This is a genomic window from Streptomyces sp. M92, from assembly GCF_028473745.1.
In the GTDB taxonomy this organism is placed as follows: Bacteria; Actinomycetota; Actinomycetes; order Streptomycetales; family Streptomycetaceae; genus Streptomyces.
This window is the reverse complement of sequence record NZ_CP101137.1, coordinates 1,132,411-1,148,026: the sequence shown is the minus strand read 5'-3', so window position 1 is coordinate 1,148,026 and position 15,616 is coordinate 1,132,411. Positions and strand designations below refer to the sequence as shown.

The 15,616-nt window shown below is 70.3% G+C and carries 14 protein-coding genes and 2 tRNA genes; 4 read left to right on the top strand and 12 right to left on the bottom strand.

Annotated elements, in window-relative coordinates; translation table 11 throughout:
* Positions 1-55 precede the first annotated feature (55 nt).
* The 3 genes from glxA to M6G08_RS05135 all read right to left on the bottom strand — a co-directional run bounded on the left by glxA (position 56) and on the right by M6G08_RS05135 (position 4,346).
* Positions 56-1,993, bottom strand: a complete 1,938-nt coding sequence (gene glxA / locus M6G08_RS05145) for a radical copper oxidase GlxA (RefSeq protein ID WP_272585997.1) — start codon at positions 1,991-1,993, stop codon at positions 56-58.
* On the bottom strand, positions 1,990-3,981 hold the full coding sequence (locus M6G08_RS05140; protein ID WP_272585996.1) for a glycosyltransferase family 2 protein: 1,992 nt from the start codon (positions 3,979-3,981) through the stop codon (positions 1,990-1,992). The genes glxA and M6G08_RS05140 overlap by 4 nt, the downstream gene beginning before the upstream one ends.
* A gap of 291 nt (positions 3,982-4,272) precedes the next feature.
* A tRNA-Lys gene (locus tag M6G08_RS05135) sits at positions 4,273-4,346 on the bottom strand.
* Positions 4,347-4,542: 196 nt separating this feature from the next.
* Here M6G08_RS05135 and M6G08_RS05130 point away from each other — a divergent pair.
* The 3 genes from M6G08_RS05130 to M6G08_RS05120 all read left to right on the top strand — a co-directional run bounded on the left by M6G08_RS05130 (position 4,543) and on the right by M6G08_RS05120 (position 7,493).
* Positions 4,543-5,565, top strand: a complete 1,023-nt coding sequence (locus tag M6G08_RS05130) for a peptidoglycan-binding protein (protein WP_272585995.1) — start codon at positions 4,543-4,545, stop codon at positions 5,563-5,565.
* A gap of 58 nt (positions 5,566-5,623) precedes the next feature.
* Positions 5,624-6,748 carry an SPFH domain-containing protein gene (locus M6G08_RS05125; protein ID WP_272585994.1) on the top strand — a complete coding sequence of 375 codons (1,125 nt, stop codon included), beginning with the start codon at positions 5,624-5,626 and terminating at the stop codon, positions 6,746-6,748.
* Positions 6,749-6,887: 139 nt separating this feature from the next.
* Positions 6,888-7,493, top strand: coding sequence for a lytic polysaccharide monooxygenase auxiliary activity family 9 protein (locus tag M6G08_RS05120; protein ID WP_272585993.1), 606 nt, complete (start codon positions 6,888-6,890; stop codon positions 7,491-7,493).
* Between the two features lie 61 nt (positions 7,494-7,554).
* Here M6G08_RS05120 and M6G08_RS05115 read toward each other — a convergent pair.
* The 7 genes from M6G08_RS05115 to ehuB all read right to left on the bottom strand — a co-directional run bounded on the left by M6G08_RS05115 (position 7,555) and on the right by ehuB (position 12,599).
* A tRNA-Lys gene (locus M6G08_RS05115) sits at positions 7,555-7,628 on the bottom strand.
* Between the two features lie 126 nt (positions 7,629-7,754).
* A complete protein-coding gene (locus M6G08_RS05110) occupies positions 7,755-8,513 on the bottom strand; it encodes an IclR family transcriptional regulator (RefSeq protein WP_272585992.1) in 759 nt (252 codons plus the stop codon).
* A gap of 251 nt (positions 8,514-8,764) precedes the next feature.
* A complete protein-coding gene (locus tag M6G08_RS05105) occupies positions 8,765-9,217 on the bottom strand; it encodes a hypothetical protein (protein WP_272585991.1) in 453 nt (150 codons plus the stop codon).
* Positions 9,218-9,534: 317 nt separating this feature from the next.
* A complete protein-coding gene (gene ehuA, locus M6G08_RS05100; RefSeq protein WP_272585990.1) occupies positions 9,535-10,320 on the bottom strand; it encodes an ectoine/hydroxyectoine ABC transporter ATP-binding protein EhuA in 786 nt (261 codons plus the stop codon).
* Positions 10,310-10,960 carry an ectoine/hydroxyectoine ABC transporter permease subunit EhuD gene (gene ehuD / locus M6G08_RS05095; RefSeq protein WP_272585989.1) on the bottom strand — a complete coding sequence of 217 codons (651 nt, stop codon included), beginning with the start codon at positions 10,958-10,960 and terminating at the stop codon, positions 10,310-10,312. Before ehuD ends, ehuA begins: the two co-directional genes overlap by 11 nt.
* Positions 10,960-11,673, bottom strand: a complete 714-nt coding sequence (gene ehuC, locus M6G08_RS05090; RefSeq protein WP_121747158.1) for an ectoine/hydroxyectoine ABC transporter permease subunit EhuC — start codon at positions 11,671-11,673, stop codon at positions 10,960-10,962. Before ehuC ends, ehuD begins: the two co-directional genes overlap by 1 nt.
* Positions 11,670-12,599 (bottom strand): ectoine/hydroxyectoine ABC transporter substrate-binding protein EhuB, encoded by a 930-nt coding sequence (gene ehuB / locus M6G08_RS05085; protein WP_272585987.1) that lies wholly within the window; start codon positions 12,597-12,599, stop codon positions 11,670-11,672. The genes ehuC and ehuB overlap by 4 nt, the downstream gene beginning before the upstream one ends.
* A gap of 107 nt (positions 12,600-12,706) precedes the next feature.
* On the opposite strand from ehuB, the gene M6G08_RS05080 reads away from it, so the two are divergent.
* Entirely contained in the window at positions 12,707-13,201 is a 495-nt protein-coding gene (locus M6G08_RS05080; protein WP_272585986.1) for a DUF3830 family protein, read from the top strand.
* Here M6G08_RS05080 and M6G08_RS05075 read toward each other — a convergent pair.
* Both M6G08_RS05075 and M6G08_RS05070 read right to left on the bottom strand, forming a co-directional pair.
* Positions 13,182-14,597 (bottom strand): amidase, encoded by a 1,416-nt coding sequence (locus tag M6G08_RS05075; RefSeq protein WP_272585985.1) that lies wholly within the window; start codon positions 14,595-14,597, stop codon positions 13,182-13,184. The two genes, M6G08_RS05080 and M6G08_RS05075, sit on opposite strands and share 20 nt — an antisense overlap.
* A gap of 23 nt (positions 14,598-14,620) precedes the next feature.
* Positions 14,621-15,604 carry a D-2-hydroxyacid dehydrogenase gene (locus M6G08_RS05070; RefSeq protein WP_272585984.1) on the bottom strand — a complete coding sequence of 328 codons (984 nt, stop codon included), beginning with the start codon at positions 15,602-15,604 and terminating at the stop codon, positions 14,621-14,623.
* Positions 15,605-15,616 lie beyond the last annotated feature (12 nt).

Below are 15,616 nucleotides of genomic sequence, written 5' to 3'. Positions count from 1 at the left end.
GGGCGCGACCAGCCACGACGAACCCGCGGACGAACGACTGCCGAGCCGCGCAGCGCTACGGCACGCGCACCCACTCCGCCTTGCTCGGCGTCCCTTCCCCGTCAGTCACGAACATCATGTACCACCCCGACTGGACCAGGTTCTTGTTCTCCGGCACCGTCACCGTCAACTGATCCCCGTCCGCCTTGAAGTCCAGCGCGATCGACCGCTGGTCCACGTCGGTGACATGGGTCGACGCGCTCGGCCGGATCAGCCGCACCTTCTTGACCGACTCCGCCGCCCGGGACGTGAACGTCCCCGACTCACCACGCTCGATGGTCTTCGGCCCCCCGGAGAGATCCGGACGGGAGTCCCGGTAGAGGTACGGCGGCGTGTAGATCTCGATGCGCTGCTCGAACTTGCCCGGCTTGGTGTTCGCCTTGTCGGCGTAGAGCGAGTCCGACCCGAAGAACATCACCCGCCCGTCGGGCAGCAGGATCGAACCGGAGTGGTAGTTCCGGCCCACCAGCGGGTCGGCGATCCGCTCGAACTCGTTCGTGTCCGGGTGGTACAGCCGGGCCTGGAGGATGTTGGAGTCGCTGCGGCCCCGGTAGTCCTCCGAGCCGCCGGAGACCAGCACGCTGTCGTCGGGCAGGACGGAGGCCTGCGGGTAGCGCGTGCCCTTCTCCAGTGACGGGCCGTCGACGAACTTCGGTTCGTCGGCCTTCAGGTCGACGATCCGGGTCTTCTCGCTGGACTTCCTGGACTCGCCGACCCCGCCGCCGCCGATCACCATGTACTTCTCGTCCTGCGCCGGCGGCAGCAGCACGGAGTTGGCGGTCTCCAGCATGTCGGGGTCGCTCATGCCGGGGACCTCGGTGAACTTGTTGGTCTCCAGGTCCCAGATGCCCGGGTCGCGGCCCACGTCGGCGGGGCCGTAGCCGGCGTTCGCACCCGAGTAGAAGATCTTGCCGTTCTGCATCAGGAACAGTGCCGGATACGTCGGGAACTGGCGGACCTTGCCGGTGTAGTCCCACTTCTTGGTCTCCGGGTCGTAGACCTCGCTCTTGCCCGGCACGATCTGGCCGATGTCGTCGAGGCCGGAGACGCTGAGGATCCTGCCGTCGCTCAGGGTGGTGAGCGTCGGGTACCAGCGGGCCTCGTGCATCGGGTCGACCTTGATGTACTTCTCGGCGACCGGGTCGAACTCGAAGGCGTCCCGGATGCCCTGGAAGTCCTTCTTGTCGAGGGCGAGCTTCTCGGCGATGCCGTACGTGTTGCGCGCGTCGGCGCCCGACAGGCCCTGGACGGTGTAGTTGTCCTGGGTGCCCGTCTGGTACTTCCGGCCGCTCTTCTCCGCCTCGACGTAGATCCGGCCGAGACCCGGGTCGTTGCGCAGGAACTCGCCGGTCTCCTCGTCGAAGACCTTCTCGGCCCGGGGCACCAGCACCGGGTCCTTGGAGACGAACGTCTTGCCGTTCTCCTTGCCGGTGAACTTGGTGCCCGCCGGCAGGGTGATGGGCTTGTCCGGGTTCTCGTTGTGGACGATCATCAGGCCGCCGGCCTTGGTGACGTCACCCTTGAGCTTCTCGTACCGCTTGGTGCCGCCCGCGATCAGCAGATTGCCGTTGGCGAGCTGGGTGTGGCCGGTGCAGAACAGGTCGGTCGGCGTCGGCACCTTCTTGATGGTCCCCTTGACCGGGTCCCAGATCCGGGTGTCGTACTGCTTGGCGTCGAAGTTGTCCTGGTTGTTGCCCGACCCCGCGACGAGCAGCACCTTGCCGGTGCGCAGCAGCGCCGCGTGGATGGTGTTCTGCCGGTACTCCTCGGGGAACTCGACGATCTCCCACTTGCCGTTGGCGGCCTTGTACTCCGGCTGATTGATCTTGTACTGGTGGTATTTCTCGGTTCCGAAGCGGTAGAGCCACGGCCCGTTCATCCCGGCCAGCGCGACTACCACCGCCGTGCCTATCGCGAAGCGACGGGCCCGGCGGCGGCCGGCACGGTCCTTCATTCCTTACGTCCCCCAAGTCCACCAAGGGCGATCTGCATGGTCTGGTCGTTGCCCCCGTCGGCGGAGGCTGCCCAGCTGGGCTTCTGCTGCGGCGCGTGCGAGGCGTGCGGTGCGTGCGGCGCGTACGCCTGCTCCGGCGCCGGCTGCTGCGGCGGAACCCGGGGCCCGGGCTCCGCCGCGACGACCGGCGGTTGCTTCTTCGCCTTCCGCAGTTCGTGGCGCCACGCGAACATCGGCGAGGCGGTGATCAGCAGCGCGAACGTCGCCCAGATGATCATCGCGGGGTGGGCGTGGCCGAAGACGAAACCGGCGGCGATCGAGGCGCCGAAGATCACGATGAAGTACCAGTGGTACCGGAAGGTGCCGAACAGGGTGTCCGGGCTGGCCGAGTCGCCCTTCGGGGTCACCACGAACTTGCTCTTGCGGCGCAGCATCGAGTCGATGAGCGCCTTCGCGTACAGCGGCGCGGACAGCGCGGACATCACCATGCCGGCCACACCGCCGGAGCCCTCCGGCTCGTGCGGCGAGACGTTGTGGCGGCGGTTCCAGACGTACAGGCCGATCTGCAGGGCGGAGGCGTTGCCGTAGAGCATCAGCCAGACGGCCGGGTCGATGTTGACGCCCGAGGCGCCCAGGCCCAGGAACAGGGCGCAGCTGATCGCCGCCAGGATCCAGTTCAGGGCCGACATCGGGTAGAAGATGATCATCATCGTGTAGTTGAAGAGCTTGCTCGGCGGGAGCGAGTACCAGCCCTTCCAGTACTGCTTGAGGATCGTCTCGTACGTCCCTCGGGACCAGCGCATCTGCTGGGTGAAGAAGTCCGTCCAGGCGTTCGGGCCCTCGCCGACGGCGAGCACGTCCGGGGTGTAGACCGAGCGCCACTTGCGGCCGGTGGCCGGGTTCTTGTGGCGGTGGATCTCGAAGCCGGTCGCCATGTCCTCGGTGATCGAGTCGTACAGACCGCCGATCTGCTTGAGCGCCTTGATGCGCACCGCGTTCGAGGTGCCCACGAACATGGGGGAGCCGTAGCGGTTGCCGGCGCGCTGGATCAGGGCGTGGAAGAGGAACTGCTGGGACTCGGCGGCCTTGGTGATCGGGTTGTCGTAGTTGCCGTAGACCTGCGGGCCGATGACGAAGCCGACGTCCGGGTCGCGGAAGAAGCCGAGCATCCGCTCCAGGTAGTTCGGCAGCGGCACGTGGTCGGTGTCGACCGAGGCGAAGTAGTCGTAGTCGTCACCGTGCGCGTCCAGCCAGGCGTTGTAGTTGCCGTGCTTGGTCTTGGCGCGGTGCGGGCCCTTGGGCCGGTTCCACTTGGCGACGCCCTTGCGGGAGAAGTGGTGCACGCCCAGGCGCTCGCAGACCGCCTTCACCTCGGGGTCGTCGCCCTCGTCGAGGAGCCAGACGTGCATCAGACCGCGGTGGCGGATCCTGACGGCCGCCTCCAGGGTCTTCGTCACCATCTCCAGCGGCTCCTTGCCGGGCACGAAGGAGGTGAGGAAGGCGACCCGGGTGCCGGTCTCGGGCACCACCGGGATCGGGTCCCGGGCGACCAGGGTCGCGTGCGCGTTCGACAGCACGTTCAGGCAGCGGAACAGCTCGATCAGGCCGATCGACACGAGCATCACGATGTCGAGCGTGGGCAGCCAGTCGAAGGCCGGGTAGTCGCGCTCGGTCCAGTGCGTGGGCTGGAGCAGCCAGACCAGCAGCACCACCGACAGCAGCGGGGCGGCGGCCAGCATCAGGGCGACCCGGATGCGGTGCGGCTCCTGCGAGATCAGCGAGCGGTACTGGACCTTGTACGGTTTGTGCGGGTCCGGCTGGGTGAGGGGTCCCGCGAGCCGGCTGTAGTGCTCGTAGTCGTACCTCGGCAGGGCCTTTTTGATCCGGCGGAAGGAGCCGGTGTTCCAGTTCCGATGCGCAGGCACCCTGAGCTGCGTGGTCTGGGACGGGTCGTGGTCCTGCCCGGCGCCCGTCGGCGTCGACGTCATGAGTCATCCCCCCACACGCGCGTCGCGCGTGTTTCGTCGCTTCCATCGCCCGCTCGGGTCCCCCTCGACCTTCACGGACGTAACAGTGGTGGGTCGCGGTCACCACGGCATCCACACCTTATAGACATGGAACAGCGACCCCCGGTTGCATGATGCCCCCCTCGGCATCCCCTCGGCACCCGGCCCCCCAACCGGACCAGGGTTCTACGGTGTTCGCCATGATCGCAAGATGCCCGGGGGTCAGGTACACCGAAGGCCCCCCGCGTGCTGCGGGGGGCCTTCGATCGTCTGTGCGCCGCCAGGGACTCGAACCCCGGACCCGCTGATTAAGAGTCAGCTGCTCTAACCAACTGAGCTAGCGGCGCCTGCTGACCTGCACAACTCTACCCGATGCCGGCCGGTGCTCCGGACCACCCGTAGGGCCCCGGCGTGAGCGCCCGGCGCCCGTGTACATCATTCGGACCGTCAGCATGCGCGCGAGGAGGACAGTTGAGAAACTGTCCGGCATGTACCGATGTGTACGTTCGCGGGCGTTTTCGCCGGGAGTGTGAGAGGAATCGCATGGAGACTGCTCCCGTGTTCGAGGAATTCGATCCCGCGGACGACTGCGACTGTGCCGGCTGCCGTCACTGGCGCCGGGTCCTGCCGCCTTCCCGGACCGGCCGGGCCGGCGCCCACCCGGCGGCCCGCCGTGCGCTGATCGTGGCCACCGCCGCGGCCTCCGCGCTCGGCACGGGCGTCGCCGCCGCGGTCCCGGCCGCCGCCCACGCGGCCCACCGGCCCGGCGTCGCGGCGGACGACGTGCCCGACACCCCGCAGGGGCCGCGGGCGCCGCTGCACGGCCCGGCCGGACTGCCGTCGGTGCCCCCGGCGGGGACGGCCCCGGCCGCCATCACCCGTTCGGAGATCATCGAACGGGCCCAGACCTGGGTCGCCGCGAAGGTGCCCTACAGCATGACCGCCTACTGGTCCGACGGTTACCGGCAGGACTGCTCGGGCTATGTCTCGATGGCCTGGAAACTGCCCACCAACGAATGGACCGGAAGCCTCGGCACCTTCGCCGACCGCATCACCAAGGACGAACTCCAGCCCGGCGACATCCTGCTCTTCCACAACGCGGCCGACCCCCAGAAGGGCTCCCACGTGGTCATCTTCGGCGGCTGGACGGACTCCACGCACACCTCGTACCTCGCCTACGAGCAGACCCCGCCGCACACCCGGAAGCAGTCCACGCCCTACGCCTACTGGAGCGACTCGGCCAAGTACCTGCCGTACCGCTACAAGGGGATCACCGCGGCCACCGCCGGGGCCGAGGCGCAGGTCCCGGTGCCCGCCTCGCACGGAGTGGCCGGATACCCGGGGCGGGCGATGTTCCGGCCGGGCGCGGAGAACCCGTACGTCACCCGGCTGGGCCGGCGGCTGGTGGAGAAGGGGTTCGGCACTCACTACACGACCGGACCGGGTCCGCGCTGGGGCGAGGCGGACCGGCGGGGCGTCGAGGCCTTCCAGCGCGCCCAGGGCTGGCGCGGCGGCGCGGCGGACGGCTACCCGGGCCCGGAGACCTGGCGGCGGCTGTTCTCCTGACCGCCCGCCGCGGTGATCACCCGTTCATGACGCGTCTGGCGCGGAGGCTGGAGCACGCATGAGTACGACCTCTTCCACGAACCCGGACACGGGCGGCCCGGCGGAGACCGGCCACCGGTCCGTCCGGCTCATCCACAACGAGGCCACCACCGAGATCCCCGTCCACCTGCTCTTCCGCGACGATCCCGCCCCGGCGCCGGTGCCCCTGCGGCCCGCGGTCGTCGGCCGTCGGCAGGGTACGGGGGAGCAGCCCCGCACCCGCCGCCAGGCCGTCGCCGCGCGCACGGTGCCGGCGGTGCGGACCGACCCGGAGCTGACGGAGCGTCCGGCGCGGGTGCTGCCCGGCGCGGCCGGCGTGATCGCCGGGGCCTGCGGCGCGGCGGGCTGCGCGGTCACCTCCTGGTGGGCGGGGCTGGTGCCGCCGCTCACCGCCCAGGCGCTGGGGGTGCCCGCGCACGCCGGTGCCGGGCTCGGGCCCGCGCAGTGGGCGGCGTACGCGGCCGCCGGGGCGCTGGGACTGTTCGGCTTCGGCGGGCTGGCCCGGGGGCGGACCGGGCGGGCCTGGGTGCTCGGTCTGTTCGGCCGCTACCGGGGGACGGTGCGGCGCACCGGCCTGATGTGGGTCAACCCGCTGCTGCTGCGCCGCCGGGTGGACGTGCGGCTGCGGCACTGGCGCAGCGAGCCGATGCCCGCGGCCGACGGCAACGGGGTCGCGCTGAGGGCGGTGACGCTGGTGGTGTGGCGGGTGCGGGACACCGCGCAGGCCACGCTGGGCGTCGAGGACCACGAGGCGTATCTGCGCCAGTGCGTCGAGGCGGCGCTGGCCCGCGTCCCGGTGGAGCCGCTCGGCACGGTCCGCAGCTCGGCGGACGTGGCGGGCGAGACGCTGACCCGGCTGGTCGCGGCGGACGCGGCGCCGGTCGGCCTGGAGGTGTTCTCGGTGCGGCCGGTCCGTGCGGAGTACGCCCCCGAGGTCGCCGCCGCGATGCACCGGCGCCGGATCGCCGCGCTGGACGCGGCCCAGCGGGCGAGCGCGCTCACCTCGGTCGTGGACTCGGTGGAGGACACGGTGACCCGGCTGACCATGCGCGGGCTGGTCGAACTCGACGACCACGAGCGCAAGGTGCTGGTGAAGGACCTGACGGTGGCGTTCTGCGCCGGTCGCAGGGAGACGGGGGACTGACGCGGGGCCGGTGGCGCCGCCCGTACCGCCGTCGGGTTCCGCTATTGGTATGGACATGTTCAACTAACGGCAATAATCTGGAACTTGGTCTAGACCTGCACGGCTCACTGAACCTCCCCCACGTCACAGGAGCAGCAGCATGCGCACAAGGACCAAGTTGTATGCCGCCGCGGTGGGCATGGCGACCACCGGAGCCCTCGTGCTCTCGTCCGGCGGCGCCAGCGGCCACGGCTACACCGACCTGCCGGTCAGCCGGCAGAAGCTCTGCCAGAACGGCGGCGTCAGCAACTGCGGCGCCATCCAGTGGGAACCGCAGAGCGTCGAGGGGCCCAAGGGCTTCCCGGCGGGCGGACCGGCCGACGGCCGGATCTGTTCCGCGAACAACGGCCGGTTCTCCCAGCTCGACAGCCCGAAGACGCCGAACGGACAGGCGTGGCCGACCACGAGGGTGAACGGCGGACAGAGCTACACCTTCCGCTGGCAGTTCACCGCCCGGCACGCCACGACCGACTTCCGGTACTACGTCACCAAGCCGGGCTGGAACCAGAACCACAACCTGGCCCGCTCCGACCTCAACCTCACCCCGTTCTTCACGGTGCCCTACGGCGGCAAGCAGCCGCCGGCCACGCTCTCCCACACCGGCAGGCTGCCGTCCGGGCTGAGCGGGCACCACGTGATCCTCGCGGTGTGGACGGTCGCCGACACGGGCAACGCGTTCTACGCGTGCTCGGACGTGACCTTCTGACCGGGGCCGGTCCGGCAACGCGCGAAGGCCCCCTCGCCTGGGCGAGGGGGCCCTCATGCTGTGCGCCGCCAGGGACTCGAACCCCGGACCCGCTGATTAAGAGTCAGCTGCTCTAACCAACTGAGCTAGCGGCGCATGACTCCCGCCGTCCGCTTCCCGCGGTCGGCGACGACAAAAATACTACCCGGTCCCCGAGGGTGCTCGTGACCACCGGGGTGTGAGCCGGGCCGCAGCTCCAGGGCACGACCCGCCGGACAGGTCCTAGATCGCCAGCGACAGCAGCACCGGTGCCGCGCTCCGGTTCAGCTCGTCGGCGGCCCGCCGCAGCCGGTGGGCGTGCTCGACGGGCAGGGACAGCGCGAGACAGCCCACGGCGGAACCGGCCGTGATCGGCACGGCCGCGCAGACCGTGCCCACCGCGTACTCCTGGAGGTCGAGGACGGGCACGGTGGGCGGCTGGGACTCCAGCCGGGACAGCAGCAGCCGGTCGCTCGTGATGGTGCGCGAGGTCAGGCGGGCCATCTTGTGCCGGGCCAGGTGGTCGCGGCGGCCCGCGTGGTCCAGCTGGGTCAGCAGGCTCTTGCCGACCGCGGTGGCGTGCGCCGAGACCCGGAAGTCCACCCACTCGTTCACCTTGGGCGTGGCCGGGCTGTCCGCGTACTGGGTGACGCTGACCTCGCCGTCCACGTACCGGCTGATGTAGACGGCCGCGCCCACCGAGTCGCGCAGCCGGTCCAGGGTGTGCTGGAGCTGCTCGCGCAGCGCCTCCTCGCGGCCGTGGGCCGAGCCCAGGCGGGCCAGCGCCTCCCCGGTGACGTACGCCCGGTCGGCGGTCTGCTCGACGTAGCCCTCGCGGCGCAGCATGCGCAGGAGAGGGGTCAGCCGCTCCCGGTCCAGGCCGGTCTGCCGGGCGATCTCGGAGTCGGTGACCCCGGTGGTGTGCCGCGCCACCGTCTCCAGGGCGCGCAGGGCGTCCTGGGCCGAGTGGTGCGGCGCGGTCGGCTTGTGCTGCAGCGCCACGGTGGTCTCCCCCTGCGCTTCGCTGGTAGGCCCCTGCCCCTGTCCCTGCCTGTGCCCCCGACCGGACAGCGGATCCCTTTCACGATAGCCGTCAAAACGCCTGAAGTGAGGGGGTGTTGGTGAAGTTCCGCCGCCCTGGTCTGCGGCGCTGGCCCGCTGGCATATGCCAGCGGCGTGCCCCAATGCCCCGACCTCGGGTGTTGGGGCACGCGCGGTGCGTGGTCACGGCGCCACGTTGGGGGTATCTCGGGTCACGAGGTGGAGCTGAACTTCGGGTCGCCCCCGGTGCCGAGCAGGGTGCCGCCCTCCCACAGGCCGATCTCCCAGTAGATCGTGGAGTTCTCCGGGATCTCGTCGTGGAAGCCGTCGCACACCTGCCAACCCGCCGAGGAGCCGCCGTACTCGTAGCAGCGGAAGTTGTCGCCGGTCCGGTTCACCGTGCCGCGCACCTCTATGTGGTGACCGTCCGCCAGGGTGTCGCGGACGTAGAACTTGTCGCCGTAGGGCCGGAAGCACGCCAGGCCGGCCGTCGCGCGAGGGTTCTCGTAGCCGGTGACCTCGTTGCAGTTCGCGTCGAGCGTCGGCGAGGTCGTCGTCGCGGAGGCCTGCTCCGAGTGGAGTGTGGCGGCGGAGGCGGAGCTGCCGAGGAAGGTGACGAGGGCGAACGCGGTCGTGGTGACGAACACGGGGGCGGTGAATTTCACTGCGTGTTTCACTCCTGCGGTGTGAAGGACCTGACCGTGGATACCTGTTCGATCGGCGGGGCGGGGGTGGCTTCGGGGCCCGGATCTCCCGACCGGAATACCCGTCCGATTATGGCGTGTACATGACAGTAAAGGTTGATTTGTGGGGCTGTAAGGCCTCTGTCGGCCACGTGTCGAAGGGATCAAGCCCCGTTCGCGGCGTCGTGGAGCCGGGCGCGTCGGAACCCGCCCGCAAAAGCCGCGGGTCACCGCACCGCCCGACGTGGTTCGGGCGGTGCGGTGACCCGCGGTGGAGACCGGTGGCGCGCCGTGCGTCGTCAGAGCACGGCGCTCAGGAACTCCCTCGTCCGCTCGTGCTCCGGATCGCTGAAGATCTTCTCGGGAGCCCCGGACTCGATGACCCGCCCCGAGTCGAACATCAGGACCTGGTCCGAGATGTCCCGGGCGAAGTTCATCTCGTGGGTCACGCAGAGCATCGTGATGTCCGTGCTGCGGGCGATGTCCCGCAGCAGGTCCAGGACGCCCGCGACCAGCTCCGGGTCGAGTGCCGAAGTCACCTCGTCGAGCAGCAGCACCTTCGGCCGCATCGCCAGCGCGCGGGCGATCGCCACACGCTGCTGCTGGCCGCCGGAGAGCTGGGCCGGGCGGGCGTCGCACTTGTCGGCCAGCCCCACCATGTCGAGGAGTTCCCTGGCCCGTTCCGCGGCCTCGTCCTTGGACATGCCGAGCACGGTGACCGGTGCCTCGGTGATGTTGCGCAGCACGCTCATGTTCGGGAACAGGTTGAACTGCTGGAACACCATCCCGATCTGCTTGCGGACCTCGCGCCGCTCCTTCTCCGTCGCCGGGAACAGCTTCTGCCCGTCCACGGTGATCGTGCCCTCGTCAGGCTTGAGCAGCGTCATCAGCAGCCGCAGGATCGTCGTCTTGCCGGACCCCGACGGCCCGATGAGGGTGACGTGCTTGCCGGCGTCGACGGAGAAGTCGAGCTGGTCCAGGACGGTGTTGTCCCCGAACCGCTTGGTGACCTGCTCCAGGCGTATCAGCTCGCCGGTGCTGCGTTCGGGACTGGTGCCGGGGTTGGGAAGGGTGTCAGTGGGCAAGGCGTCGCTCCAGGGCTCGCAGGAAAAGGGAGGCCAGGTAGGAAAGCACGATGAACGCCAGGCCGATCACCGTGAGCGGCTCGGTGAACTGGAAGTTCTCACGGGCGAAGAGCTGAGCCTCGCCGAGCATCTCCAGCACGGTGATCGCCATGAGCATCGGGGTGTCCTTGAGCATGGCGATCACGTAGTTGCCGAGGGCGGGCACCACGCGGCGGACCGCCTGCGGAAGGATGACCGCGATCCACGTCCTGTGCACGGGAAGGTTCAGCGCCGTGGCGGCCTCCCACTGGCCGACCGGCACCGCCTCGATGCCGGCCCGGTACACCTGCATCGTGTACGTCGAGTAGTGCAGACCGATGGCGAAGACACCCGTGGTCAGCGCCGAGGCCTGAACGCCCCACTCGGGCAGTACGTAGAAGAGGAAGAAGAGCTGCACCAGCAGGGGGGTGTTCCGGATGAACTCCGTGACCACCCCGACCGGCCAGCGCACCCAGCGCGTAGGGGTCCGCATCAGCAGGGCCCACACCAGGCCCAGCGCGAAGGAGATCACCGAACCGAGGGCCAGGATCTGCAGGGTGACCAGCAGACCGTCCCAGAAGTGCGGCATGAAGTCGGAGACCGCGCTCCAGTCCCACTCCATCAGACAGCACCTCCCGCGTTGGTCGCCTCGGGCCGCTTCAGCACGGCCTCGGCCGCGGGAGTCGGCGCCTTGCCGACCCCCGACTTCAGCTTCTTCTCAAGGCCCCGCATGAGTCGGGTGAGCAGGAAGGCGAGGACGAAGTAGATCAGCAGGATGTACGTGTAGATCTCCGCGCTCTCCTGGAGCGCGAGACGTACGAGGTTGCCGCTGAACGCCAGGTCGCCCATGCCCATGAGGGACACCAGCGCGGTGCCCTTCAACAGCTCCACCAGCAGGTTCGAGAACGGCGGGATCATCTCCGGCAGCGCCTGCGGCAGGAGGATCAGTCGCATCCGCTGCCAGGGAGTGAAGCTGAGGGCGATGCCGCCCTCGCGCTGGGCCGGGTCGACGGCCGCGATCGCGCCGCGCACGACCTCGGCGCCGTAGGCCCCGTACGTCAGGCCGAGGGCGAGCGTGCCCGCCCACATGGGTACGAGCTGCCAGCCGAAGGCCAGCGGCAGTACGAAGTAGATCCAGAAGATCATGATCAGCGCGGAGGTGCCACGGAACACCGTGGTGTACAGGCCCGCGAGGAACCTGACGATCCGCGACTGATGAGTGCGGGCGGTGCCCACGACGAAGGCGACCACAGCGCCCAGCAGGGCGCTGAAGACGAGCAGCTGGACGGTGGTCCAGACACCCTTGGCCACGAGTTCCCAGAGTCCGGATGTCATCCGCCGCAGAGCTCCTTCGCGGTCAGATCGGTCATCTCGTCCTCGGTGAAACCGAAGGGGCGCAGGATGCGCAGGAGTTCGCCGCTCTTCTTCATCTTGTGCAGCTCGACGTTGAAGGCGTCCCGCAGGTTGGTCTCGTTCGGGCGGAACGCGAAGGCGCCGCCGTCCACGTGCGGCTTGCCGTTGACGATCGGCTTGAACGCCTCGGTCACCTCGGTGCTGGACGACTTCTTCACCACCTCGCGGGTGGTCAGAGCCGTACCGGCGAAGACGTCGGCGCGCCCGGTCTCCACGGCGTTGAGGCCGGCGACCTGGTCGGGCACGATGAGGATGTCGTCCTTCGGATACCCGGCCTCCACCGCGTAGGCGATCTCCGCGTAGCCCGTGCCGGTGGCGAACTTGGCCTTCTTCGCCACGACGTCCTTGTAGTCGTGCAGTCCGAGCGGATTGCCCTTGCGCACGATGAAGGAGTCCAGCATCTGGTAGTCGGGGTCGGAGAAGATGACCTGCTCGCAGCGGGTGGGGTTGACGTACATCCCGGCCGCCACGATGTCGAACTGCTGCGACTGAAGACCCGGGATGAGGGAGCCGAACTCGGTCGGTACCGGCTGCACCTCTTCCACGCCGAGCCGCTTGAAGATGACCCTCGCCAGCTCCGGTGCCTCGCCGGTCAGCTCACCGTTCTTGTCGATGTACCCGAAGGGGATCTCGCCGGCGATGCCGAGCCGGGCCACGCCCTGTGCCTTGAGCCGGTCGAGGAGATCGCCGCCTTCCACGTCGGACGCGGTGGCCACCCGCGAGCAGCCGGCGGCTCCCAGCGCACCGAGCGCCGCGACCCCCGCGAGCAGCGACCGGCGAGTGGGTCCGGCTGTCCTGGGCCTTTGGTCGGATATACCCCATGGAGGGGTTCTGTGTGGTGGAGCCATGGGCGCGCAGCTACCCGAAGCCGGGCCGGTTATGCCGATCTTTTTCAGTCCGATACCTCGGCCCGGCGCCCTTGACCGCGGCGCCCCGGAGCACTGCCATGGAGGGCATGGCTGATCGCTACATCGAAGTCTCGCTGGTCAAACGCGGAATCACCTGCCGGGCCCAACTGCTGGACGACCGGGCCCCGATCACCTGCGCGGCGGTCTGGGACGCGCTCCCCCTGGGCGGCGACGTGTATCACGCCAAATACGCCCGTAACGAGATCTACGCCCTTTTCCCGCCCTTCGCGGCATCCGAACCGCTGCTGGAGAATCCGACCGTGACGCCCATTCCGGGCGATCTGTGCTATTTCGCCTTCGCGGGTGCCGAGTTGGGCACCAAGGCGTACGGCTACGACCGCGAGGTCCGCGCGGGCACCACCCTCGTCGACCTCGCCCTGTTCTACGAGCGCAACAACCTGCTCCTCAACGGAGACGTCGGCTGGGTGCCCGGCACCGTCTGGGGCCGTATCACCGAGGGCCTCGACGCGATGGCCGAGGCCTGCAACGACCTGTGGCGCACGGGAGCGGCGGGGGAGACCCTCAGCTTCCGGCGGGCGTAGGCGAAGCCGGGCGCGGGGCGGGCGGGCCCGACTCGTACAGCGCGTGCGCGGCCCGCAGGACCAGGTCGTCCCGGTGGCGGGCCGCCACCAGTTGCAGACCGATCGGCAGCCCGTCCCCGTCGCTCCCCACCGGCACCGTCGCCGCCGGCTGCTGGGTCAGGTTGAACGGATAGGTGAACGGCGTCCACCCCGTCCACCGCCGGTGCCCCGAGCCCTTGGGCACCTCGGCGCCCGCCTCGAACGCCGTGATGGGCAGCGTCGGGGTGACCAGCAGGTCGTACGCCTCGTGGAAGCGGCCCATCCGCCGGCCCAGCTCCATCCGGACGTCCACCGCGGCCAGGTAGTCCAGCGCCGAGTAGCGCGCCCCCGCGCCGACGACGTCCCGCAGCCCCGGGTCGAGCAGCTCCCGCTGCCCCGCCCTCAGATGCTGCACCACGCGGGCCGCCCCGCTGAACCACAGAGTGTGGAAGGCGTCCACCGGGTCCGCGAAGTCCGGGTCGGTCTCCGTCACGTACGCGCCCAGCTCCGCCAGCCGCTCCACGCCGCGCCGCACCGCCCGCGCCACCGCGGGACGCACCGCCACCTGTCCGCCGAGCGAGGGCGAGTACGCCACCCGCAGCCCCCGCACCCCTTCGGCGAGCGCCTCCGTGTACGACCCGGGCGCCGGGCCCAGCGCCGACCAGTCCCGGGCGTCGGGCGTGCCGATCACGTCCAGCATCAGCGCCGCGTCCGCCGCGTCCCGGGTCATCGGGCCGACGTGCGCGAGGGTGCCGAACGCGCTCGCCGGGTAGAGCGGCACCCTGCCGTATGTCGGTTTCAGGCCGAAGATCCCGCAGAAGGAGGCGGGGATGCGCACGCTGCCCCCGCCGTCCGTGCCGAGCGCCAGCGGACCCGCCCCGCGCGCGACGGCCGCCCCCGCGCCCCCGCTGGAGCCGCCCGCCGTGCGGCTCGGGTCGTGAGGGTTGCGGGTCACGCCGGACAGCGGCGAGTCCGTCACGCCCTTCCAGCCGTACTCGGGCGTCGTCGTCTTGCCGATGAACACGGCGCCGTGCTCGCGCAGCCGGGCGACGGAGGGCGCGTCCTCGTCCCACGGACCGTCCGGAGAGACCGCCCGGGAGCCGCGCAGGGTCGGGTGCCCCCGGGTCAGCAGGATGTCCTTCACGGTGACCGGCACCCCGTCCAGCCGCCCGCCCGGCTCCCCGCGCCGCCACCGCTCCTCGGCCCGCCGGGCCTGCTCCAGCGCCTCCTCGCCGGTCAGCCGGACGAACGCGTTCAGCTCCGGCTGGATCCGTTCGGCCCGCTCCAGGGCCGAACGGGTGACATCCACCGGGCTGAAATCACCCTTGCGGTAGCCGTCGACGAGCTGTACGGCGGTCAGCTCCGTGAGGTCGGTCATGCACCCTCCCGTTTCCAGGGACGTCAGTGTCCGGGCACGTATCCACGCTTCTTGTCGACCACGTTCGCCAGTGGCTCGCCGGCCGCCCAACTCTCGAACAACTCCACGAACTGCGCCCCGAGTTCGTCCCGCCAGCCGATCGTGTCCCCGCTCATGTGCGGCGAGAGGATCAGGTCCGGGACCTCCCACAGCGGGCTGTCGGCGGCGAGCGGCTCGTGGCTCAGCACGTCCAGGGCGGCGCCCGCGATCCAGCGGCTGGTCAGCGCCTCGGCGAGATCGTCCTCGACGACCAGCTGACCGCGCCCCACGTTCACGAACCGCGCGGACGGCTGCATCACGCCGAACCGCCGGGCGTCGAACATGCCGCGCGTGTCGTCGGTCAGCGGCGCCGCCGCGACCACCCAGTCGGCGCGGGTCAGCAGCCGGTCCAGCTCGCCGGGCGCGTGGACACCGGGACGGGCGGTGCGGCCGACCAGCGCGACCGTGATGCCGAGCGCCTTCAGCGTCTGCGCGATCGCCCGCCCGATCGGCCCCGAACCGACCACACAGGCGCGGGTTCCGGCCACCCGCAGCGACTCGCGGTGCCGCCAGGTCCGCTCGCCCTGCAACCGCAGCGTGGTGGGCAGATCCTTGGCCATCGCCAGGACGAGCGCGGCGACGTACTCGGCGATCGGCTGGTCGAAGACGCCGCGCGCGTTGGTCACCACCGTGTCCGACGCGGCCAGCTCCGGGCACATCAGATGGTCCACGCCGGCGCTCGCGGTGTGCACCCAGCGCGGACGCGGCCCGTCCCCCGGCCACGCCTTCCGCACGGCGTGCGAGGTGAAGTCCCACACGAGCAGCACGTCGGCGTGCGGCAGCCGCCCGGCCAGCGTCGACTCGTCGGCGTGCTCGATCCGCGCCCGGCCGGTCAGCCGGCCCAGCCGGGGCGGCGGCTCGGCGTCGAGTACGAGGAGGGTGGGCGGGGGTGCGGGCGTGGTCGCGTGCGTGGGTGTGGACGTGGTCATCGGCGGGTCTGT

Coding starts and splice junctions, on each gene's coding strand:
- M6G08_RS05140 (WP_272585996.1), bottom strand. CDS start 3,981: ATGACGTCGACGCCGACGGGCGCCGGGCAGGACCACGACCCGTCCCAG.
- ehuC (WP_121747158.1), bottom strand. CDS start 11,673: ATGACATCCGGACTCTGGGAACTCGTGGCCAAGGGTGTCTGGACCACC.
- M6G08_RS05125 (WP_272585994.1), top strand. CDS start 5,624: ATGAGTACGACCTCTTCCACGAACCCGGACACGGGCGGCCCGGCGGAG.
- M6G08_RS05075 (WP_272585985.1), bottom strand. CDS start 14,597: ATGACCGACCTCACGGAGCTGACCGCCGTACAGCTCGTCGACGGCTAC.
- M6G08_RS05130 (WP_272585995.1), top strand. CDS start 4,543: ATGGAGACTGCTCCCGTGTTCGAGGAATTCGATCCCGCGGACGACTGC.
- M6G08_RS05120 (WP_272585993.1), top strand. CDS start 6,888: ATGCGCACAAGGACCAAGTTGTATGCCGCCGCGGTGGGCATGGCGACC.
- ehuB (WP_272585987.1), bottom strand. CDS start 12,599: ATGGCTCCACCACACAGAACCCCTCCATGGGGTATATCCGACCAAAGG.
- M6G08_RS05070 (WP_272585984.1), bottom strand. CDS start 15,604: ATGACCACGTCCACACCCACGCACGCGACCACGCCCGCACCCCCGCCC.
- glxA (WP_272585997.1), bottom strand. CDS start 1,993: ATGAAGGACCGTGCCGGCCGCCGCCGGGCCCGTCGCTTCGCGATAGGC.
- ehuD (WP_272585989.1), bottom strand. CDS start 10,960: ATGGAGTGGGACTGGAGCGCGGTCTCCGACTTCATGCCGCACTTCTGG.
- M6G08_RS05080 (WP_272585986.1), top strand. CDS start 12,707: ATGGCTGATCGCTACATCGAAGTCTCGCTGGTCAAACGCGGAATCACC.